The organism is Alloacidobacterium sp., from assembly GCF_035631355.1.
GTDB lineage: Bacteria > Acidobacteriota > Terriglobia > Terriglobales > Acidobacteriaceae > Alloacidobacterium.
Genome location: NZ_DASQIX010000068.1, coordinates 30,585 through 47,854, shown reverse-complemented (window position 1 = coordinate 47,854; position 17,270 = coordinate 30,585). Strand labels below are relative to the sequence as shown.

General features: G+C 57.5%; 9 protein-coding genes. 6 read left to right on the top strand and 3 right to left on the bottom strand.

From position 1 onward, the window contains the following. The first annotated feature begins 37 nt into the window (after nt 1-37). Together nusA and infB are read left to right on the top strand one after the other, a co-directional pair. Nucleotides 38-1,696, top strand: coding sequence for a transcription termination factor NusA (gene nusA / locus VEV40_RS12440; RefSeq protein WP_324832708.1), 1,659 nt, complete (start codon nt 38-40; stop codon nt 1,694-1,696). A 148-nt stretch (nt 1,697-1,844) separates the two neighbouring features. Beyond that, entirely contained in the window at nt 1,845-4,889 is a 3,045-nt protein-coding gene (infB, locus tag VEV40_RS12435) for a translation initiation factor IF-2 (RefSeq protein ID WP_324832707.1), read from the top strand. Nucleotides 4,890-4,939: 50 nt separating this feature from the next. On the opposite strand, the gene VEV40_RS12430 is transcribed toward infB, so the two are convergent. After that, a complete protein-coding gene (locus tag VEV40_RS12430; protein ID WP_324832705.1) occupies nt 4,940-5,890 on the bottom strand; it encodes a carbohydrate kinase family protein in 951 nt (316 codons plus the stop codon). Between the two features lie 206 nt (nt 5,891-6,096). Here VEV40_RS12430 and VEV40_RS12425 point away from each other — a divergent pair, with 206 nt between their 5' ends. Further along, nucleotides 6,097-9,057 carry a glycosyl hydrolase family 28-related protein gene (locus VEV40_RS12425; protein ID WP_324832703.1) on the top strand — a complete coding sequence of 987 codons (2,961 nt, stop codon included), beginning with the start codon at nt 6,097-6,099 and terminating at the stop codon, nt 9,055-9,057. Nucleotides 9,058-9,063: 6 nt separating this feature from the next. Next, the gene (locus VEV40_RS12420; RefSeq protein ID WP_324832701.1) at nt 9,064-10,149 is read left to right on the top strand and encodes a LacI family DNA-binding transcriptional regulator; all 1,086 of its coding nucleotides are present in this window, start codon (nt 9,064-9,066) and stop codon (nt 10,147-10,149) included. 5 nt (nt 10,150-10,154) lie between these two features. Here VEV40_RS12420 and VEV40_RS12415 read toward each other — a convergent pair whose 3' ends face one another. Beyond that, complete coding sequence (locus tag VEV40_RS12415; protein ID WP_324832699.1) at nt 10,155-10,727, bottom strand: class I SAM-dependent methyltransferase; 573 nt, start codon at nt 10,725-10,727, stop codon at nt 10,155-10,157. 172 nt (nt 10,728-10,899) lie between these two features. On the opposite strand from VEV40_RS12415, the gene VEV40_RS12410 reads away from it, so the two are divergent. Then, a complete protein-coding gene (locus VEV40_RS12410; RefSeq protein ID WP_324832698.1) occupies nt 10,900-12,051 on the top strand; it encodes a glycoside hydrolase family 5 protein in 1,152 nt (383 codons plus the stop codon). A gap of 87 nt (nt 12,052-12,138) precedes the next feature. Here the strand turns inward: VEV40_RS12410 and VEV40_RS12405 are convergent, their stop codons facing one another. Further along, nucleotides 12,139-13,548 (bottom strand): glycoside hydrolase family 30 protein, encoded by a 1,410-nt coding sequence (locus VEV40_RS12405; RefSeq protein WP_324832696.1) that lies wholly within the window; start codon nt 13,546-13,548, stop codon nt 12,139-12,141. A gap of 391 nt (nt 13,549-13,939) precedes the next feature. Here VEV40_RS12405 and VEV40_RS12400 point away from each other — a divergent pair, with 391 nt between their 5' ends. Then, nucleotides 13,940-17,242 carry a TonB-dependent receptor gene (locus VEV40_RS12400; protein ID WP_324832694.1) on the top strand — a complete coding sequence of 1,101 codons (3,303 nt, stop codon included), beginning with the start codon at nt 13,940-13,942 and terminating at the stop codon, nt 17,240-17,242. Nucleotides 17,243-17,270: the final 28 nt, after the last annotated feature.

The window sequence follows — 17,270 nt, the reverse complement described above, 5'->3', positions numbered from 1 at the left end:
AGGATGGGGTACCCAAGGGTTTGGAAGAGAGAGCAGCATGGCAAGTGTGTTGTATCAAAGCATTGAGGCGCTGAGCCGCGACAAAGGCATTGACCCGGGCATCGTTGTGTCCGCGGTGGAAGACGCGATTGCGCTGGCAACGCGCAAGTATTACAAGACGCAGGAAAACATGCGCGCCGAGCTCGATAAAGAGACGGGCGAAATTCGCGCATATATCTACAAAACCGTCGTCGAAGCGCCAGAGCAGATTGAAGACCCGGTGAACCAGATCGCCCTTGGCGAGGCGCGCGAGCTTGCGCCCGAGGTCGAGATTGGCGGCGAGATTCGCTATTACAAGCCGACCGACGTGCTTGGACGCATTGCCGCGCAGATGGCCAAGCAGGTCATCTTCCAGAAGGTGCGCGAGGCCGAACGCGACACGGTTTTCCAGGAATATAACCATCGCGTCGGCGAGGTCCTTAACGCGACGGTCAAGCGTCTGGAACCGCAGGACGTGATCTTCGACCTGGGCAAGGCGGAAGCGCGGATGCCCAAGCGCGAACAGTCGCGGCTGGAGCAGTTTGCCGTGGGCGAGCGCGTTCGCGTCGTGCTGCTGCGCGTGGATCGCGCGGCCAAGGGGCCGCAGGTGATTGTCTCGCGGGCCGCGCCGGAGCTGGTGCAGAACCTCTTTCAGAGCGAAGTGCCGGAGATTTACGACGGCACGGTGATGATTAAAGCCATAGCCCGCGAAGCGGGTGAGCGCACCAAGATCGCCGTCACGTCGCGCGACAAGGATGTTGATCCGGTCGGCGCGTGCGTGGGCATGAAGGGCATGCGCGTGCAGTCGATTATCCGCGAGTTGCGCGGGGAAAAGATTGACATCATCGAGTTCAGCGAAGAGGTCACAACCTTTGCAGAGAAGGCGCTGCAACCGGCGAAGGTAAGCCGTGTCAGCATTACTGATCTGGGCGAAAAACAGTTGGAAGTCATCGTCGATGACACGCAGTTATCGCTGGCCATCGGCAAGAAGGGCCAGAATGTACGGCTTGCCGCCAAACTGCTGGCCTGGAAGATCGACATCAAGAGCGAGGAAGAGAAGCGCCAGGAAGTGGAGCAGCAGATGCAGGCCATGTCTGGCGGTCCGACTACACCCATCGAGCAGGTTGGCGAGCTGGGTGAGGCCATTATCCAGAAATTGGTTGCGGCTGGAGTGACGACAGTGGAAGCGCTGGCCGATATGACGCCGGAACAGCTCGAAGAGATTCCCGGCATCGGGGAGAAGACACTGGAGAAAATCAGCTCTGCTGTTCGCCACTATTTCGGACAGTATGAGGAAGGCGAAGAGCGCCCGGGGCCTGCTATGCCAGAGCTCGCTGAAGCAGAGCACATTGCGGACGCTCAGGCAGAGGAAGAGATTGCCGCGCTGGAGCAGGACCTGACTCAGACCGGTGAAGAGCGGCCCTCAGAAGATGGTTCCGGCCTCATCACTGATGAATTGGCGGAAGAACGGCTGGCTGAAGTAACAGAAGAAGGTCCTGCGCTGGCAGACGAAGGCGCAGAGTCTCTGGAGCCAGGACGGGAAGACACCAGTGAAGTGCTGGCCGAGCATCATCCCAATACGGAAATCGCGCGCGCCGAAGCAGTTGTCGAAGGCAATGTGGACGAGCCGAAAGATGAGGCGGTCGAAGGCAAAAAGGTTGATGAGGGCGGCGCATAAGATGCGCTGCCATGAGATATGCAGGTCTGAGATGATGGGCGCGAGGCGCGTTATTTCAGGCGATAATACAAACAGGATTGACTTCCACAGGCATGAGGTTGCTATGAACAGCTGAGCGCTTGGGACGTAGAAACGCAAAAAGGGACGGATGAGCAAAGTTCGAATCAACGATCTGGCACGCGAGCTGGAAGTAAAGAGCAAGGCCATTCTCGACGTGCTTACAGATGTCGGCGTGACCGAGAAAAAGACGCACTCCAGTTCGCTGGAGGCGGATGAAGCCGAGCGTGTGCGCGCACATTTCAACCGCGGCGGCAAGACCGCAGGCGCATCATCACAGGCGCGGGCTGAAGCCGAGCCAAAGCCGAAGATTGACTGGTCGCGCGTTTCCAAGCCCGGCGATGTGCTGAAGGCAATCCAGGAACGCAAAGAGCAGGAAGCGCTTGCCGCCAGCCGTCCCGCGCCGCAGCCTTCCGCAGTGAAGCCTGCTGTTGCTCCTGCTGCTCCTGCTGCTCCGAAGCAGCCTACTCCGCAGGCGCCGGTAGCTCCTCCCGTGGAAGCAGCCAAACCGGCTCCGCGCAGAATTGTTCCTCAGCCCCGGCCTGCGCCGGCGGTGGTGGCGCCCCCTCCACAGACTCCAGCCATCGCAGCCAAGCCCCCGGCTGGTCCGGTTGTAGCGAAGCCTCCGGTTGTTCCGCCTGAAACCAAACCGGCGGTTGTCGCTGCTCCGCCTGCTGTCGCGTCTGTAGCCGCCAAGCCGGTAACGCCGACTGTGGCTGTTCCTGCGCCGGTGAGTGCTCCGGCTCCTGTGGCTGCTGCTCCGTCTGCGCCTGTCGCCACATCTGAGACAGTCGAACCGCCGGCTCCAGCAACCGCAGCGGCTCCTCAAGCTGACACAGCCGCATCTTCAGCGCCAGCCCGCCGCGTGATTATGCCGCAGACGGGTCCGCGCCCGGTATACACGGCGCCGCCGCCGTCACCTGCGCCGACAGGGCAGACTCAGGGTGGTTTGCAGCGCGGCCGTCCAATCTTTGATCGCCGCCCCGGTGGCGCTCCCGGACAGCGTCCGCAGGGTGGTCCTCCGGGACAGTTCCCCGGCGGCCGCCGACCCATGCACCCCACGCGCACTCAGCCTGGAGGCCCTCCGGGAGCAGCGCGCCCCGGCTTTGGGCAGCGGCCCGGCTTCGGAGGTCCGCGTCCTGGCTTCGGTCAGCGTCCGGGAATGGGCGCGCCCGGACTCGTTCCGCCTCCGGGTGAAGCGCCGCGTCCGCAGCGGCCTGGCGGCCAGCAGCGTCGTGGCCGTCAGCAATATCCAAAGACCAAAGAAGGCCCGATGAAGGGCTTTGCGCCGCCGTCGCGTTTTGGCGGCGCGCAGGTTCCCGCCGAGCCAATGCCGATCACGCGTACTATCACTGTGACGGAAGGCATTAGCGTCAAGGACCTGGCGGAAAAACTGGAAGTGCGCGGCAAGGACCTTATTGCTACCCTTCTCATGCGCGGTGTCTTTGTCACCGTCAATCAGTCCCTCGATGCGGAACTGGTGAAGGATGTGGCGCGTCAGTTTGGCGCAGACACGCAATTCATTACCTTTGAAGACCAGATGGCCAATGAAGCCATCGAGAGCATGTTGCAGCAGGAGAACCCGGACGAGCTAGAAGTCTCGCGGCCTCCGGTGGTTACGGTAATGGGCCATGTCGATCATGGAAAGACCTCCCTGCTCGATGCTATCCGCGAGACCGATGTTGCTGGTGGCGAAGCTGGAGGTATCACGCAGCACATTGGTGCTTACAAGGTCCGTATCGGCAAGCAGGACTCGCCAGCGTTCGGACGCGAGATTGTCTTCCTCGATACTCCAGGCCACGAAGCCTTTACCCGTATGCGCGCTCGCGGCGCCAAAGTTACTGACATCGTTGTCATTGTTGTTGCCGCCGATGACGGGGTGATGCCGCAAACGCTCGAAGCCATCGACCATGCCAAGGCTGCGAACGTGCCCATGATCGTAGCGGTGAACAAGATCGACAAGCCGGAAGCGCAGCCCGACCGTGTGAAGAAACAGCTTGGAGATCGTGGGCTTGTTCCGGAAGACTGGGGCGGCTCGACGGTCTTCGTCGATGTGTCCGCGAAGAAGCGGCAGAACCTCGACCTGCTGCTCGAAATGATCTGCCTCGTGGCTGATCTCGGAAATCTGAAAGCGACGCCGGGGCGCTCGGCTGTGGGCACGGTCATCGAAGCGAAACTCGACCGCGGACGCGGTGCTGTCGCCTCCGTCCTTGTGCAGAACGGCACGCTCAAGAACCAGGACAGCTTCATCGTCGGCAATACGTTCGGCAAAATCCGCGCCATGTTTGACGATCGCGGACGAGCTATTGAAGAAGCAGGGCCATCGACACCGGTTGAAATTCTTGGTTTAGAAAGCATGCCGGATGCAGGCGATACCTTCCTCGTCGTCAGCGACCGCGACAAGGCCAAGAACATCGCGCAGTACCGCAAGATGAAGGAGCGCGAAGCGCAGCTCGCGAAGTCATCGCGCGTTTCGCTTGAAGGACTGGCCGAGCAGATCAAGCAGGCCGGGGTCAAGGAATTGCCCCTCATCCTCAAGGGCGACGTGCAGGGATCGGTCGAAGTGCTGGCCGATTCGCTGCAGAAGATGTCCACCGAAAAGGTGCGCATCAAGGTCATCCGTTCTGGTGTCGGCGCAATCACGGAAAGCGATGTGCTGCTGGCCTCGGCATCGAACGCTATCATCATCGGTTTCAACGTGCGTCCGGAGCGCAAGGCTGCCGATCTGGCCGAGCAGGAAGACGTCGAGATTCGGCTGCACTCGATCATCTATGAGTTGCAGGACGAGATTCGCAAAGCCATGCTTGGGCTGCTGGAGCCAGTCTTCAAGGAGAACTACCTTGGCCGCGCCGAAGTGCTCAATGTCTTCAAGATTCCGAAGGTGGGCACCATCGCAGGCTGCCGCGTCCTCGACGGCGTGCTGCGGCGGGACGCCGACGTCCGCCTGATGCGCGATGGCGAACAGGTTTACAAAGGCAAATTGTCATCACTCAAGCGCTTCAAGGATGACGCCAAGGAAGTCACCAACGGCATGGAGTGCGGCGTCGGACTGTCGAACTTCAACGATGTGAAGGTTGGCGATACGATCGAAGCGTTTGTTACCGAGAAGGTCGCGGCGGAACTTACAGCCAGCTAACGTCTCAACCTGAGAAAAGCTCGTGGGTCATCCACGCGCTTTTTCTGTCCCTATTCAGTCTGAGCTGATTCGCAATACGCGGCATAATAGCGCGGGCCGGTGGCCATCAGGCTCTCAATCTCCTCTACTGCCTGAATACCGCCCCTCGCCCCGGATGCCATGCAGTTCAAAGCGGCGGCGGCGCAGGCGAAATCGAGTTGCCGATCAAGCGGCCAGTCTTGAAGCAAGCCGTAGATGAATCCGGCGTGAAAGATGTCTCCGGCCCCGGTGGTATCGACTGCCGGAACGCAGAAGGCGGGCGTGTGATGAAACTGCCTGCCATCCCAGGCAAGAACGCCGTCCGGCCCTAGAGTTGCGGCGGTAAGCTGGCATCCGTAGCGGCGCTGCATGCGGCGCAGCGCTTTTTCGAGGTCGACCTCGCCGGTGAGCTTGCAGGGAAAATCCCTGCTCACGATGAGGTAATCAATGTTCTCAAGAAGCTCCTCGACGCCGGGATACGGTTCATCAAGATCAGCGACGACGGGAACTCCTGCGGTGCGCGCCCATCGCGATGCCAGAGTTGCCGCAGCAGTGTCATGGCCATCGACATGAAGCGCCCTTGCATTCACGATCCATTCGCGATTCAGCTCACTGGGCTGAAGGACGAGCCGCTCATCACGGCGACAAAGCACGGTACGTTCGCCAGCACCGTCAACGAGAATCAAAGATTGCGGGCTCGCGCCTCCCGCGACCGTAATGAGCTGGGCTTCAACTCCAGCGCTCTGGAAGGCTTTGTGATGAAGCCTGGCTGCGTCATCGTCGCCGAGCTTGCCGACATAGCGCGTCCGCAGACCCCAGTGCTGGCACGCAACCACTGTGGTCGCGACCTGTCCGCCGGGCGCCACGGTTGCGTCTCGATACTCAACTTTGGAGCCGAGAGCAGGATAGATGGCGAGGGGGATCAGCGTGTCTGTGGCGTTCAGTCCTACGCCGACAAGGTCAACCTTCGACACTTTCGTCATAGTTTCAATGTAAATGATGTGTGAATGCGAGATGCCTGGCTGTTTAGGTGAGAAGCCAAATCCTTATATGACATCAAGGAGCCAATACAAGACAAACGATTGTTTGCAGCCATAAGCCTTGACATCTCTTCGGCATTTTTGGCCCAATGGGTTGGGTTTATTTTGTTGGAAATCAGATAACTTGTCGCACATAGGAAAAAACGGTAATGAAAAAGGCCGTCATACTTGGAGTTGCTCTGCTTGGATTTGCGCTTCCTCTAAGAGGAGCGTCGTACTATCCGCTTCGCCTCGATGATCCGAAGGCCATCTATCTGACCAAAGAGCAGTTCCACGCCATCGGAGACGGCAAGGCTGACGATAGCGCCGCCATCCAGGCCGCAATCGATAAAGCAGAAGGTGAACACGGCGAAGGCATCGTCTTTATTCCTGAGGGACGTTACCGCATCACGCGCACCATCTATGTATGGCCGGGAGTGCGTGTGATTGGCTACGGCGCGAACCGCCCAGTGTTTGTGCTGGCGGACAACACCCCCGGCTATCAGCAAGGCATCGGCTACATGGTTTTCTTCACTGGAGGACGGCCCGGCGGGACGCATTGGAGAGAGCGTGCCGGCAGTGGTCCGCGTCCGGTCATGGAAGGGACAGTGCCGCCCAGTAACAATATCATCGATGCAAATCCGGGAACGTTCTACTCCGCAATGAACAATGTCGATTTCGAAATCGGAAACGGAAACCCTGCGGCGGTTGGGATCCGCTTCCATGTGGCGCAGCATTGCTTCCTCACGCATATCGATTTCCACATCGGCTCCGGGCTTGCAGCACTCAAGGACATCGGCAACGAGGCGGAAGACCTGCACTTCTACGGCGGAGATTACGGGATCATCACGCAAAAGCCTTCGCCGGGCTGGCAGTTCACGCTGCTCGATTCGACTTTTGAAGACCAGAGGAAGGCGGCCATCCGCGAGCACGAAGCTGGACTCACGCTGATTCATGACACATTTCGCAACGTCACGGAGGCGATCTCCATCGATCCGGATTATGCGGAAGAGCTATGGGCGAAAGACGTGCGCTTTGAGAACATCAGCGGTCCGGCCATCACCATCAGCAAAGTCAATAACCCGCGCACCGAGATCAATCTTGAAAAGATTGCCTGCCGTAAGGTTCCCGTTTTTGCCCTGTTGCGAGAAACGCAAAAGAAGGTTGCCGCTCCCGGCGAGAGCTACATGGTTAAGTCGTTCTCTCACGGTTTAACGATGAGCGCTCCGGGCGTGGATGGCAAGATTCAGACAAATTTCGATGCTGACGCAGTGAAAGAGCTGCCGCCCTTTGGATATAACGCAGTCCGTTCATTGCCGCCTGCAAATACATGGACAAACCTGAAATCGCTGGGCGCAAAAGGCGATGGCGTGACCGACGACACCGCCGCAGTGCAAAGGGCGATTGCCGAGCATCGCGTGATTTACATTCCCATGGGCCGATACGTCGTCAGCGATACGATCAGGCTTCGTCCTGACACCGTGCTTTTCGGGCTGCATCCGAGCATGACGCAGTTTGATCTGCTCGACTGCACGCCTGCCTTTCAGGGCCCGGGCACGCCGAAAGCGCTGCTGGAAACGCCGCAAGGCGGGCACAACATCGTCACTGGAATCGGCCTTTATACCAACGGTATTAACAGCCGCGCTGTGGGAGCGCTGTGGATGGCGGGCGCGGATTCCCTGATGGACGATGTGCGCTTCCTCGGCGGTCACGGAACCAATGCCGCGGACGGCACACGCATCAATCCTTATAACAACACGCATACTGCCGATCCGGACATTCGCCGCCGGTGGGATGGGCAATACCCAAGCCTGTGGATTACAAATGGCGGCGGTGGAACGTTCGCTGACATCTGGACGCCGAGCACGTTCGCACAGGCCGGACTCTACATCTCGAATACAACCACGCCTGGACATGTGTACGAGCTTTCCAGCGAGCACCACGTTCGTAACGAGGTCAAGCTCGACCGGGTGGAGAATTGGGAACTCGACGCCATCCAGACCGAGGAAGAGCGCGGCGAGAGCGGCTTTGCGCTGCCGCTCGAAATCTCAAGATCGAAGAACATCACGATTGCCAATTATCACGGCTATCGAGTCGTGAGCAGCTATCAGCCGTTTCCTTATGCAATCAAGATATCGGAATCGCATGACATCCGCTTCCGCAACGTGCATGTGGACAGCGACAGCAAGGCCGGCTTCGATAATTCTGTTGTCGACTCAACGAAACACGCTGAAGTGCGGGCATACGAATTTGCATCGCTGAACGTGCCGGAGCAATACACTCCACAGAAGCAGAGTCCACTTCCGCCGACGCTTGCTTCGGGCGCGCAATTGGAGCGGCTGGCGACCGGATTCTTCAACATCTCCGGGGCGGCTGTTGATCCTGATGGCCAACTCTATTTCGTAGATGCGCACTGGCAGCGGATCTACAAGTGGTCGCCGGAGACGCGCGAAGCGGTCGTGGTGCGCGACAATCCGCTGGATCCGGTGAACCTGGGATTTGATAAAGCGGGAGACCTTCTGGTGGTGTCCTATGCGGGGAAAGGGACGGTATATTCCTTCCGCCCAGGTACGCCGATGGACCAGGCAACGTTCCTCAAGCCTGAGCCGGCCACGGCGCGTCCTAGCATGGCGCCGCTGCTGCCAGTAGACGTATGGAGCGCGCGCAGCGTTCCCGGCGACAGGCCATATCAGTATGTATCGCCCGACGGCACCGTATTCATTCCGGCGGGCGAGGACTTCGTGCAGGGCCAACTTTACTATGGGACGAAGATGGCCGATATTCTTCGCGCATTCAGCTTGGGGAAAGCTGTGCCGGGAAATCCGTTTTATGTGAGCGACGAGTCGGATGAAAAAACCTACAAGGGAAATGTAACTGACAAAGGCACAATTACCGGTTTGCAACTCTTTGCCGAACGGGGTGGCGAGAGCGTTACGCAAGACCGCGGAGGGAACGTATATCTTGCGGCTGGACAAGTGCTCGTCTACAGCGCGAAAGGCGAACTGCTGGGCCAGATCGATGTGCCTGAGCGGCCTATCGATGTCGTATTTGGTGGACGCGACCGCAAGACGCTCTATATCCTGACGCACACGTCACTCTATTCCGTGAAGACGGGAGTTCCGGGTTTGTAGCACGCCATGGCGAAAAAGAAAACCAGCAACAACGGAGCTGCGGAGCCAGTCACGCTCAAGGTGCTTGCGGCCCATCTCAAGCTTGATCCGGCCACGGTTTCGGTCGTGCTCAACAACGTGCCCGGCCGCTCGATTCCCGAGGCCACGCGGGAGCGCATCCGCTCGGCGGCGCGGAAGTTCAACTATCAGCCCAGCTTCGTCGCGCGGTCGCTGCGCAACCGGCGCACCATGACCATCGGCATTCTGGTTCCGGTGCTCGCTGATGGGTACCACACCGAGGTGATGAGCGGCATAGGTGACCATCTCCTGGAAGAGGGCTACTTCTACTTCATCGCGCACCATCGGCACCGTCCTGACCTGATCGAGCAATATCCGCGCATGCTGGTGGGCCGCGGCGCCGAGGGGATCATCGCCATCGATACGCATCTTGATCACAAGCTTTCGGTTCCGGCCATTGCCGTTGCCGGTCATCGCCGAATCAACAGCGTGACCAATGTTGTGCTCGATCACAACATCGCTGCGGAGATGGCAATCAGGCATCTGTATGATCTGGGCCATCGTGCGATAGCCTTTATGCGCGGGCAGCCCTACAGCTCAGATTCGGAAGTACGGTGGCAGGGCATAGTCAAGGTAGCGCGCGAGCTTGGTCTGCCAATCCATCCGGAACTGACGATTCAGCTCACCAAAGACCTGACCACGCCCGAGCTCGGCTATCCTGTAGTCCAGCAATTGCTGGCGCATCATCGTAAATTTACCGCCATGGTCTGCTTTAATGACATGGCGGCGATTGGCGCGATCCGCGCACTGCACGATGCCCAGCTACGCGTGCCCGAAGATATCTCCATCATCGGTTTCGATGATGTGCCGCAGGCTGCGTTTCAGACGCCGAGCCTCACCACTATCCGCCAGCCCCTGCACGAAATGGGCAAGCTTGCGGCGCAACTGCTGCTGGAACGGCTGCGCTCGCCGGGCGATGTTCCGCAGGAGGTCGCGGTCAAGCCGCGTCTTATCGTCCGCGAGACCACCTGCCCTCCACGGCAAGTGGGCAGCAAAGAATCTATCAGAACGAGAAAAGAAGCTGTCCAGATCTAGGTCGCTTATATTTCGAAGCTCTTCTTCCCGATGGCAAGGATCCATCCTTTGCCGGTTTCCAACGTGACTTGCACGTTCGTGTAGCCGGCCTCGACCAATAGATCGCGATGTTCACAGGGAGTCAGCAATTTCATGCCTGTCTTTGGAAGGTATTTTTCGACGAGCCTTGCTGTGGTGGTATTGGCCCCTTTGTAGACTTCGGCAATGATGGCAAGCGAACCTCCCGGTTTCAGAGTGCGGAGCAATTCCCTTAGATCGCCAGGCAAATCCTGCCACCAGAAATGTGTCTCGACAGCGACAACAAGATCGAAAGTGGCCGACGCAAACGGCAATTGTGATACAGATCCCTCACGGATATCCACGCGGCCTTTCTTGATCCAATCCCTGTTTGTCTTAGCGGCGAAGGCGACACTGGCCGTCGAGTAATCAAGGCCATAGACCTTACCCTCCGTCACGATCGCAGCCAGCTTGCTCACCGTTCGCCCACCGCCGCAACCAATGTCCAGAATCGTAAAGTTCTTTTCGATAGGAACTTGCGAAAGACCCCAATCAGTCACGCCTGAATGCCGGGAATTCATGTTTCGCAGAACGAGCCGGCCAAGCCAACCTGTGGGTTTTTGGCATTGAGTTACGCGAGGTTTTGTGCTTTGAGCCAGCTTCATGATTCGTTGACGTTGAATATTACCATTGAGCATTGTCGTTATCAGAGCGTACGGTGCTCCTAACTCAACGATTGCGGGCATACTACACATGAATTCACAGCGAAAAATCCAGGCGCTTTTGCTGGCTATGATCTGCCTCGTTTGCAAACCTGTCTATAGTCAGCACGCCGGGTTAGTACCGCCACTCCACACGGAAGGCCATCAGATTCTGGATGCGTCAGAAAATCCAGTGCGGCTTACTTCCGTGAATTGGTACGGCTTCGATCAAAAAGAATATGTGGCAGGCGGGCTGGATCACGCTCCGCTGGCGACTATTGTCGAGCAAATTCGGCAGATCGGTGTGAACTCGGTGCGCTTGCCCTGGGCGAATGAAACGCTGGAACGCAATCCGCTGGTGCCTGACTACGCAGTTGCCGCAAACCCGCAGTTCAAAGGCAAGCACGCGATGGAAGTGATGGACGCAGTGATTGCGGCGTTGGAACATGCACACGTCATGGTCATTCTCGACAATCATGTCAGCAGGGCTGACTGGTGTTGCAGTGAATCGGACGGCAACGGGCTCTGGTACAACCATGAGTACCCGGAGGCGAACTGGCTTGCAGACTGGCAGACGATTGCGAAACGATATCGAAATCAAAAGTGGGTTGTAGGCGCAGATTTGCGCAACGAACTGCGCAATGGCGCAGCATGGGGCGGTACGGATCCCAAGCTCGACTGGCATGCGGCGGCAGAGCGCGGCGGCAGAGCTGTATTGGCTGCTAATCCGCGGCTGCTGGTCATTGTGGAAGGCCCCGAATATTCCACCAACTTCGCCGGATTCGACAAGCTCCCGGTAAATCTGCCGGTGCCGTACAGGCTCGTCTACTCGCCTCACGCCTACTATGCGGCAGAACAAACCCCATCCAGCTTTGAGGAGCTAAAGGAAGTCTACGAGGCGCGCGCGACGTTTCTACTGCACACCGAGCCCGGAGTACCCCTTTGGGTTGGGGAGTTCGGCACCTGTCAGACGCTGGACTGTGGCGCGGAGGCTGATTGGTTTAGGCAGTTTGTCCGCTTACTGAAAGAAAATCCGCAGATATCGTGGAGTTATTGGCCACTGAATGGGACGCAATCGACGGGCGTGAGCAGGAAGTACGATGCGATTGAAAGTTTTGGTCTGTTATCGGCCGACTACAAACACATAGCAGCGCCAAAGATTGTCGAACTCTTGCGCACGATTGAAGGGCAGCCACCCCGCTAGTGAACCGAAGCAAACCTGCTCCGGTCATCCCGAATCAGGAGACGGCTCTGGAATGGCGCATTAACTTAGTATGACAAAGCCCACGTACTACCAAGCGAGCGTTGTGACCGAATCAGGCGGCAGAGAGATGGTCATCGACTGGTCACGGAGCGCGCACTGGACGCTTTGTTCGCGGCCTGTGTTGGTGAGGACGAGGACATGGCTACCGTCGGGGTTCTCAACGGCGACATGGTCGATGTCCTTGAGGTCTCCCCATGAGGCAATGACACGCGCGCCGCGCTGGATCGCTTTTGAGTAGTGAGCGAAGGCCCAGTATTGACCGCTGCGCGTAAACTCCTGCGTCTTAGAGTTGATGGTAACTACGCCTCCGCAGGAAAACGGGCCGATATTTGGCTCGCCATGCTCGTCCAGCACCAGATTCCAGCTCACAATGCACCGCGCCCAATTGCGCAGGATACCGGTGAAAGTACTCGACCACTTTGCCCAGTTTGTCGCGTAGTCAGGTTCGGTGATGTCTGGGCCGCCCTCAGTCCAGTAGGCATTTTTTGCGGGAAACATGTCATGCACGCGCGTCATTGCGGACGGCGGACCGTAATAACCGTGCCATGCCACTCCATCGACATATTTGTAGACGTCGGGATCGCTAAGCTCATCGACAGCGCGGCCCCAGAGGTTGTAATTGTGGTCGAGAATCCAGATTTTTGTGTCGGGCACGGATTTTTCCAGCGCCGGCCCGAGATAGCCCTTCACAAAATTCATCTCGTATTCCTGACCCCACAGCGCCTGCGGCATGCGGCCGTCCTGGTCGGTATCGACTTCGTTCTGCACGGTGACGGCATTGATCTTGACGCCATCCGCGGCGTAGCCGTCAAGGAACTTCACAAAGTATTGCGCATAAGCATCGAAGTAGTGACTGCGCATGTTGCCGCCCAGCAGGGAGTTGCTGGCTTTCATCCAGCCAGGAGGGCTCCACGGCGATGAGAAGTAGAACAACTCAGGATTGGTTTGTCGCGCTTCCTTGAGCAGCGGAAGGATGTACTTGCGGTCGTGCTCGATGCTGAAATGGGTGAGCGACGGATCGGGCGAGGGAGTGTCGTCGTAGCTGTAGGCGTTCAGCGAATAGTCGCTGGAACCGATGGTAGTGCGCGCGACGGAGAAACGCAGGCCGGATGGGCCAAAACATTCGTCCAGCAATGACTTGCGTTTCGCGGCGTCGAGTTGTTCCAGCAGGTAGCAGGATGAGTCAGTAAGCGCCGCGCCAAAGCCCAACACTTGTTGAAAGTGCTGGTCCGGGTCGAGCCGAATGCTCATGGCAGAGATGGTCTCGCCGGTGCGCCACGCAGGGGCCTCGATGGGCGCATAGCGCTGCTGTCCGGTGGTGCGCCATGCCTTCAGCGGAGAGTCGGGCGCGGCCCATGCGGCGAGTGGACGCGAGGCAGCCGATGAGGCGGCGAGGGCGGCAAGCTTCAGGAAATCGCGGCGGTTTGTATTATCCATGATTCATCAATGGGTTGTGAAACGGCACGGGCTAACTTCGTTTGCGTGTAATCGCAAGGCAAAGGTTTGTCTAAACGCTACACGAGAAGAATTCGCTTGACAACTGTATTCATGAGTTGCTTTCATCGTCACGCTCCAGAGTTTTGGAGATTTTGCGTCCCTAAACAAACGGTTGTCTTTTGCGTGGTGGAAGGGGCGTTTGGAAGCGTTACTTAGATACGACCGGCACAATCCACGTGGAATAGGCAGAGGCAATTCGCAATTCTGCTCACCGCAATGGAAACAGTTGATCGCTACGGTCGCGCGCACACAATGGGGTTCAACCCTAAACGGGCCGCGTCTTCAGTGAAGCGGAGACAGGCCAAGCAGATGAATCATTTCAGGAGGCAATATGTGGAAATTCATTCGCGGCAGCCTCGTTATTGCTTTGACGCTGTCGAGCGCAGCAGTCGTTGCGCAGAACACAAACTCCGGTGACATTCGCGGGACCGTGACAGATGCCTCAGGCGCTGTCATTCCGAACGCCACCGTTAAGGTCGAGGATGTCGACAAGGGAATAACGCACATCTACACAACTGATGGAGCCGGTCTTTACGACACTGGCTCGATCGTTCCGGACAATTATCTGATCACGATTACGGCATCAGGCTTTCAGACTTATGTCCGCGGTCCCATCACGCTGCACGTAGAGACGGTTACTGTGAACGCATCGCTGGCTGTGGGAGCGGCCACCCAGGAAGTAGTCGTCAAGACCGATGTTCCACTGTTGAAGACTGAAACCGGCGCGCAAACGAACACGCTTGAATCTCAACAACTGCTTCAGTTGCCGCAAGTAGGCGCGGACTGGCAGAATTTCGTGCAGTTGCTGCCTGGCGCTTCCAGCGTAAATTACCGGACAGGCCAGACAGCATCGATCAACGGCAATCTACCCTACAACACGGTGCTGGCTGATGGCGCGACAACCACGTTGCCGATGAGCCAGAACTCTGACGTAATGGTGCTGGAGACGGTCGCTGAAGTGAAGATCGACACATCGGCGTTCTCGGCGGAATACGGTATCGGCGGCGCGACCTTTAACCAGATCAGCAAGGGCGGCAGCAATCAATTCCACGGTGCGGGCTATGAGTACTTCCAGAACAATGCCTTAAACGCCGCCAACTATGCCTTCGGCGCGAAGACCACGGTCGGGCTAGTCCGTTACAACAATTTCGGCTTCTCGATTGGCGGTCCGATTCTGAAGGACAAACTGTTCTTTTACTTCAACTACGACAAGACGATAAACCCTGGAAGCGCCAACACCGGGTTCGAGAACGTCCCAACGGCAGCATTGCTCAGTGGCGACTTCACGGGTTTCCCCACCATCTATGATCCAACGACGCAGACCGTCGACGCGAATGGCATTGTCCATCGCAGATCCTTCGCAGATGAGTACGGCAATGGCAACAAGATTCCCGCGAACATGATTGATCCAGTCGCCGCTGCAATCGGAACGTACTTTCCAGCGCCGAATACAGGCACGGGCATTACCAATAACTTCTTCTATAACGTACCCAGTTCAAACCCGTTCACGAAGTATTTCGGACGGCTCGATTGGAATATCAATCCGAGCAATCACATTATTATTTCCGAGACGAACAGCGACAACCCGGCGACCTATCGCAATCAGGGAATCTGCCCGGTCAATTGCCAGAACGGCGATGTTAGCCGTGATAACGCGCAGGTCTCCTGGGTGTGGACTCTCAGCCCAAATCTCATCAACGAAGCCCGCATGGGTTTCACAGACCAGCTGAACTTCTTTACGCCGTTCTCGATCAATCAGGGCTTCCCCGCCAAACTGGGCTGGCAGTTCGCCAAGGCGGATACCTTCCCGGCCATCAACATTTCAGGAAACGGGGACTTTTACGGGCTAGGCCCGCAATCGAATGCGGTGTACAAGGAATTTGTTTTTGATCCTTCGGACGTAGTCACGCTTATCCGGGGACGGCACGTGTTGCACTTCGGAGGCGAGTTCCTGATCAATCGTGCGGACTCCACGGCCTGGGGCAACCTGAATGCAGGCACGATGGGTTACACAGGCGTGTATACAGCCGCTACCAACGGAGATACGTCCACCGGAATGGGCTTTGCGGACTTCCTGCTTGGTTATACACATGACTGGAACGCCAATGTGACGCCGGAGTGGGGCGGCCGCCTGAAGAGCCCGCAGCTTTTCGTTCAGGACGATATCAAGCTGCGTCCCAACTTGACGCTGAATGTCGGGATACGCTGGCAGGGCATGACCGGCTGGCATGAAGTAAAGGGCAATATGGCATCTTTTGATCCGAGGGTGACGAATCCCGCCAACGGTTCACTGGGCGCCATGTGGTACGGAACAACGAAGGCAAACGGACGTGACAGCCTGCAGGCGCCGAACTGGAGCACCTGGCTGCCTCGTTTTGGGTTCTCGTATGCCTACAAACCGACGACTGTGCTTCGCGGCGGTATTGGACTGTATGGCTATACCTGGAGCGACGACACGTATGGTCCGGGCATGGGCGGCGCGTTCGGATCTCGCGGCAATCTTTCAGACAATACAAACGGCAACTTCCCTGTCGTAATTCTCGCCTCTGACGGAAGTACGAATTATCAGGGGCCGGGAGGGTTGAGCGTCAACCAGGCCTATGTCGCTGCCCCAACGACTCCGGACGCCTTTAATGGCCAGAGTCCTCCCGCATATCAGGCCTACCATACGCCAGTTCCAAAAATCCTCGAGTGGAATTTCGAGATTCAGCAGGAACTCACTCCCACCACGATGATGACGATGGCCTATGTCGCCAGCCATGGCCATAATTTGCTTTTCCCGGTTGACATTAACCAGGTGCCTGAAGGCAGCCTGGGACCAAATGATCAGGGATCGCGGCCATATCCGTTGTTCCTGGGAATTAACAGCGGTAGTGGCGCAGGCGGAACCAATAACGCCGTCTCCAACTACAACTCACTGCAGGCCACGATCCAACAGCGTCTCACACGAGGTCTCCAATTCAATGCGAACTACGTTTGGGCGCATATGCTGGATACCATTGACTCCTCCGGATGGGGCAGCAGCGCCGGGAACCTAGCTTACCAGAGGTCCTACAATCCGGGTGCGAACTATGGAGCGTCGAACTTCGACGTTCGCAATTCTTTCAAAACCGCGGTGATCTACGATCTGCCGGTGGGTAGAGACCGTCAATTCCTGAACCATAATGCGTTCCTGGATGCGCTGGTCGGCGGATGGCAGATTTCACCAACCATTGTCTGGACCTCGGGCAGTCCGTACACCATTAACATGGCAACGGACAATTCCTTCTCGCTGGCAGGTAACAACCAGCAGTATCCAAACCAGGTTGGAAGTCCGCTCCCAGCCCACCAGGACCTCAATCATTGGTTCAATACTGCCGCTTTCGTGCAACCGGCTGCTGCTACATTTGGCGACACGCAGAGGAATAACCTATACGGGCCGAGCTTCTTCCTGTTCAACGCCGCACTTGGCAAGACGTTCCATATTCCCTGGGAGAATATGGGGGTTGAGATTCGTGCGTCGGCAAATAATGTGATCAACCATCCCAGCTTTGCCACACCGAATTCAACCATCAACAGCGGAAGTGAGGGCACGATCACCAATCTCACTGTCTTCGGCCGTACCATGCAACTTTACGGACGAATCTTTTTCTAAGCTTGGCTCTATAACCGACAAGGACGGC

Coding starts and splice junctions, on each gene's coding strand:
- nusA (WP_324832708.1), top strand. CDS start 38: ATGGCAAGTGTGTTGTATCAAAGCATTGAGGCGCTGAGCCGCGACAAA.
- infB (WP_324832707.1), top strand. CDS start 1,845: ATGAGCAAAGTTCGAATCAACGATCTGGCACGCGAGCTGGAAGTAAAG.
- VEV40_RS12430 (WP_324832705.1), bottom strand. CDS start 5,890: ATGACGAAAGTGTCGAAGGTTGACCTTGTCGGCGTAGGACTGAACGCC.
- VEV40_RS12425 (WP_324832703.1), top strand. CDS start 6,097: ATGAAAAAGGCCGTCATACTTGGAGTTGCTCTGCTTGGATTTGCGCTT.
- VEV40_RS12420 (WP_324832701.1), top strand. CDS start 9,064: ATGGCGAAAAAGAAAACCAGCAACAACGGAGCTGCGGAGCCAGTCACG.
- VEV40_RS12415 (WP_324832699.1), bottom strand. CDS start 10,727: ATGAATTCCCGGCATTCAGGCGTGACTGATTGGGGTCTTTCGCAAGTT.
- VEV40_RS12410 (WP_324832698.1), top strand. CDS start 10,900: ATGAATTCACAGCGAAAAATCCAGGCGCTTTTGCTGGCTATGATCTGC.
- VEV40_RS12405 (WP_324832696.1), bottom strand. CDS start 13,548: ATGGATAATACAAACCGCCGCGATTTCCTGAAGCTTGCCGCCCTCGCC.
- VEV40_RS12400 (WP_324832694.1), top strand. CDS start 13,940: ATGTGGAAATTCATTCGCGGCAGCCTCGTTATTGCTTTGACGCTGTCG.